The sequence below is a fragment of the Mycobacterium sp. genome (assembly GCF_032159765.1).
Taxonomy (GTDB): Bacteria; Actinomycetota; Actinomycetes; order Mycobacteriales; family Mycobacteriaceae; genus Mycobacterium.
The window spans coordinates 1-4,102 of sequence record NZ_JAVHWM010000209.1 but is presented as its reverse complement, the minus strand read 5'-3'; the positions used below and the strand labels follow the sequence as shown (position 1 = coordinate 4,102).

General features: G+C 65.1%; 6 protein-coding genes. 3 read left to right on the top strand and 3 right to left on the bottom strand.

Annotation, left to right across the window (positions count from 1 at the left end; translation table 11 throughout):
* Both QOH60_RS26870 and QOH60_RS26865 read left to right on the top strand, forming a co-directional pair.
* Window positions 1-1,098, top strand: a 1,098-nt coding sequence (locus QOH60_RS26870; RefSeq protein WP_526424930.1) for a BamB-related PQQ repeat family beta-propellar protein, incomplete at its 5' end; no start/stop codon positions are given.
* A gap of 244 nt (window positions 1,099-1,342) precedes the next feature.
* Window positions 1,343-1,618, top strand: a complete 276-nt coding sequence (locus QOH60_RS26865) for a hypothetical protein (protein ID WP_526424929.1) — start codon at window positions 1,343-1,345, stop codon at window positions 1,616-1,618.
* A gap of 271 nt (window positions 1,619-1,889) precedes the next feature.
* On the opposite strand, the gene QOH60_RS26860 is transcribed toward QOH60_RS26865, so the two are convergent.
* Window positions 1,890-2,177: a hypothetical protein gene (locus QOH60_RS26860; protein WP_526424928.1), complete on the bottom strand. Its 288-nt coding sequence runs from the start codon at window positions 2,175-2,177 to the stop codon at window positions 1,890-1,892.
* Between the two features lie 148 nt (window positions 2,178-2,325).
* On the opposite strand from QOH60_RS26860, the gene QOH60_RS26855 reads away from it, so the two are divergent.
* Window positions 2,326-2,769, top strand: coding sequence for a hypothetical protein (locus QOH60_RS26855; RefSeq protein WP_526424927.1), 444 nt, complete (start codon window positions 2,326-2,328; stop codon window positions 2,767-2,769).
* 153 nt (window positions 2,770-2,922) lie between these two features.
* Here the strand turns inward: QOH60_RS26855 and QOH60_RS26850 are convergent, their stop codons facing one another.
* The gene (locus QOH60_RS26850; RefSeq protein WP_526424926.1) at window positions 2,923-3,357 is read right to left on the bottom strand and encodes a cyclic nucleotide-binding domain-containing protein; all 435 of its coding nucleotides are present in this window, start codon (window positions 3,355-3,357) and stop codon (window positions 2,923-2,925) included.
* A gap of 86 nt (window positions 3,358-3,443) precedes the next feature.
* On the bottom strand, window positions 3,444-4,102 hold a 659-nt coding region (locus QOH60_RS26845; protein ID WP_526424925.1), incomplete at its 5' end, for a serine hydrolase.

Below are 4,102 nucleotides of genomic sequence, written 5' to 3'. Positions count from 1 at the left end.
CCTCCCGCAGCAGCACCCAGCGCTCCGACGTGGGCGCCGTGGCCGGCGGCCCTGCACGACAGCAGACACAGCGGTGCGTCAGTCTCGGCGGGGCCGACGGCGGGAGTGCTGCGGTGGCAGCGGCGTCTGGAAGGAGCGGTGACGCCGGGCCCGGTGGTCGGTCCGGACGGCACGATCTTTGCGTCCTCGAATGCTGGTGTACTGCACGCACTTAACCCATCGACGGGCGCTGACCTGTGGACCTTTGATTCGAAGCAGACGCATCCCGACGACGATCTGTCGGTATCGGCGTTGGTGCTGCCCGACGGCCGGGTGGTGTGGCCGACACCGGGACACGAAGTGCTCATGCTTTCCGCGAAGGGCGAGAAGGCGTGGTCGATGCCCACTGCAGGACAGCCGACGTCGCCGGCGAGCGCCGACGGGCGTCGGATCTACGTCGGTGACACAGCCGGCGTCGTGAGCGCCATCGACGTCCCACCGCAAGGCGAGCCCGTCGTCGCCTGGACGGTCAAGGTCGGCGCCGTCTCGTATGGCTCGGTCGTGATCGCGGGCGGCGGGCGGCTGTACACCACGGCCGACTCCGCGCTCATCGCGATCGACGACAAGGGCGCGCGCGGCGAAATCGCCTGGCGCGCAGACCCGGGAGACGACATCAGCGAGGTCTCGGCGGGCGTAGCCGCCGATGGGACCGCTCTGTTGGGCACCAACGGAAGGCGGGAGTGGGCGTACCGGCCGGATGGGACACCGCTGTGGAACGCGGCGCGCGTGATCACCTACTCGTCGCCGTCGGTGACGGAGACCGGCTTGGCGTACGTCGCGGACCACAGCGGGACGGTGCACGTGTTCCGGGTGAGCGACGGGTCGGAAGCCGCGGTGTACCGGGCGACGACGGCGCAGATCTGGACGGCGACGGTCGTCGACGCGCAGTACCGCGTGTACGCCGGCACCCAGGCGGGGCATGTCATCGGCATCGACGCGGGCGGTTCGAGGTTGTTCGACATCAATCTTGGTGCGCCCGTGGACTGTTACCCCGCGTTGACCTCGGACGGGAACCTCATCATCGGCGACCGGGGCGCAACCCTCAGCGCCATAAGGTGACCTTTCCAGTTCGCACCCGCGGAATGAAGAACGGTGTCACACTCGTCTGTTCTGTACGGATTGACCTTGAGCTGGGGAGGCTGTCATGGGTCGACGGGCGTTGTTGTGTTGTGTAGCGCTGATGGTAGGAGCGACGTTCGGGTTGACCGGTTGCGGAGGGCGCGGAGTCGTGGCGGGGGAGCGTTTCGTGCAGGGGTTGTCGCGTGAGTTAGCCGCTACAAATCACGCCTTCAACGAGTCGGCCGTGGCTAGCAAGCTCGACGAGATGTTTTCCGGCCTGGGGAGCCTTAGCGAGGAACAACGAAAGGACCTGTACGAGGCGGGCTGCACGGCAAAAAACATGTACGACTTGTCTAAGGTCTCCTCATACAATGAGGCCGTGAAATGGGTTGCGGGGCAGAGCAAAGTGCCAGCCGCTAAGGCGAAAATGTGGCTAAACGATCTACGGGACCTTCAGAAAAATCCCACCCTGATCGGAAGCGGTGAGCTAACGGCGAGCACACTCTGCTCCGTGGCGTAGCGGCTCGCGTCGCTTATCAGAATCACCGTCCGATGGTTCGGCGGTGGCGGACCAGCCGTCGCGTGGGGGGCGAGACCTCGTGACATCGACTGCGTTGGTGCCCGCATAGCAGCGACTTTCAGCGACTCCACCGACAAAGTCGCTGAAAATCGCGCACAGGTGGGCACGACGCACTATGTCCCCGACACCACGGCTGATAGATGGGGTCACGTTGGCCGCCATCCGCGAATGTGGCTGAAGGAGAGGCGAAGTCGGGGCGCTCGGTGTGGGGCTAGGCCGACTCAGCATCGACGGATCGCACGAGGTCGCACGCGCTGAGGAAGCGAGACCACTCGGCCTTCGTCGTGCGCACTCCACAGTCTCCCAAGGCATCGGGGCTAACCGCGAACCCGGGCGCGACAGGCGCCAACAACCCCGCAAGGTTGGCGATGTGTCCGGCCGGGCTGTCTTCGAGGCTCTCGAATACCCGCTCGCGGATCAGCTTCTCGGCGCTGTCGATGCCCGCAACCACGTCCAGTTCGGGAACACGGAGGGCGCCGTCGCATCGGTGGTCCGGCACGGCACCCCGGACGCATGAGCGCTGAGCGGCTGCGCCATGCCCTTGGTCTGGAGTAACCAACTGCACGTGGGTTGATGCTGGCTAGGGCAATCGGCAATCGGCAAAACTGATGCGCTGGCGTTGCGACGACCGCCAGTATGCTCGGCACGTGGAGCCCGGCAATCTCGAGTCGCGAGTCACCGCTCTTGAACATCAGGTGCGTGACCTGGCCGGTCGAGTGCAGGCAAGCGAGCAGGACGCGGCGGCAGCGCGCGTGCTCGCAGGGGCGGCCGACCGCGACGTCGGCGCGCTCAGCGGGGAACTTCGCGACTTTCGCGCAGACACTGCGGCGAACTTCGCTGCTCTCCGGTCCTCGACCACAGCGAGCTTCAATGCGCTCCGTGATGACTTCGTCGACCTCCGGGTCCACATGGATCAAGAGTTCGCAAAGGTTGATCAAGAATTCGCGAAGATCAACCAGGAGTTTGTAAAGCTCGACCGAGGATTCATGGAGGTCCGCGGCAAGCTCGATGCCACGGCAGCCGGGCAACAGCAGATCGTTGACCTGCTGCAGTCATTCACCGGAAATCAAGGTTCAGAGGGGGACGAGTAGCGGGCGCACTGCCGACCTACCGCTGGTGCCTAAATCTTCAACTCGTCTGCGCACCGTAATAAGCGTGGGGTAGATGGGCGGTCAAGCACCTAGCGACACTCCCCATGTGCCACCGTTCATCACTTCGGATGAACTCGAACCGGCCGCTGCCGCCTACGACACGTGCCGCGCGACCGTCTCGTCCATCACCTCTTGCAGTGCAGGTACCTCACGGAGCAATTGACTGAGCTCGTCGCGCCCGATGTGCAGCACTTCCGCCCGCCCCGTTGTCGTCACCGTCGCAGTCCGCAGCTTCCCTTGCCGAAGTGCCGACTCGCCGATCACCTCACCCGGCCCCACCACCGCGATCCGCTCATTGCCGAGATACACGCCCGCCTCACCGCTGAGCAGGATGTAGCAGGAATCCGACGGGGTGTCCTGCTGGATCAGCGGCCACGGCCCCGACGTCCTGGTCCGATGCGTTGCCAGCGCGATCTTCTCCAGGTCGCCATCGGAGAACCTCGAAAACGCCGGGAACTCCCGCAACCGACGTGCGTCGTCTTCATCTTCCTGCCTTTGAGCTCGCCTTGCCTGACGGTCCTCACCCATGGTGGCTCCCCGATTCATCCTGATGCTGACACTCGGGAGCCTAGCGACCGGCCGCTGTCTGCACGTCGGAATCCGCACAGACGCCATCACCCGCTGCCGTAAAGCCGCAGCGCCCGGGCCGTCGCCGTCGCCACCTCACCCCGCAACTTCGTCATCGGCGGACTCCCCCGCGTATGTATCGAGTTCGACAGCAGCACGACGTACGTGTCCGAGCCCGGGTCGATCCACACCGACGTCCCCGTAAAGCCCGTGTGCCCGAAGCTCCCGACCGGAAACACCATCCCCCGCGTCGTCGACTGGCCCGTGTCGATATCCCAGCCATAGCCGCGCAGATTCTGCCCATTGATCGCCGGATACCTCGGCGCCAACAGCGGGTCCGTCGTGTTCGGCCTCTTTGCCACCGCCTCTCGCGTCGCAGCGTTCGCCGCTTCGACCTGTCCAGCCGCATTTCCCGGCTGCTGCGGGCTCGTCATCAACTCCAAAGTTGATCGCTCCAAAGGGAATTCACTCGGCCGCCCCGCCAGCCGATCCAGCAACGCCTGCGCGAAAACACCGACATCCTGCGCCGTCGAGAACACCCCCGCATGCCCGGCCACTCCCCCCATCCGCCGAGCAGTCGTGTCGTTCACCGTGCCCCTCAGCAGGTAATCGAGATCCGGATTCTTGCCTGGATCGGCCCTGCCCTCCTCGTCACGGGCTGTCGGCGCGACATTCGCTAGCAGATTCGCATTCCACTCACCCGCAG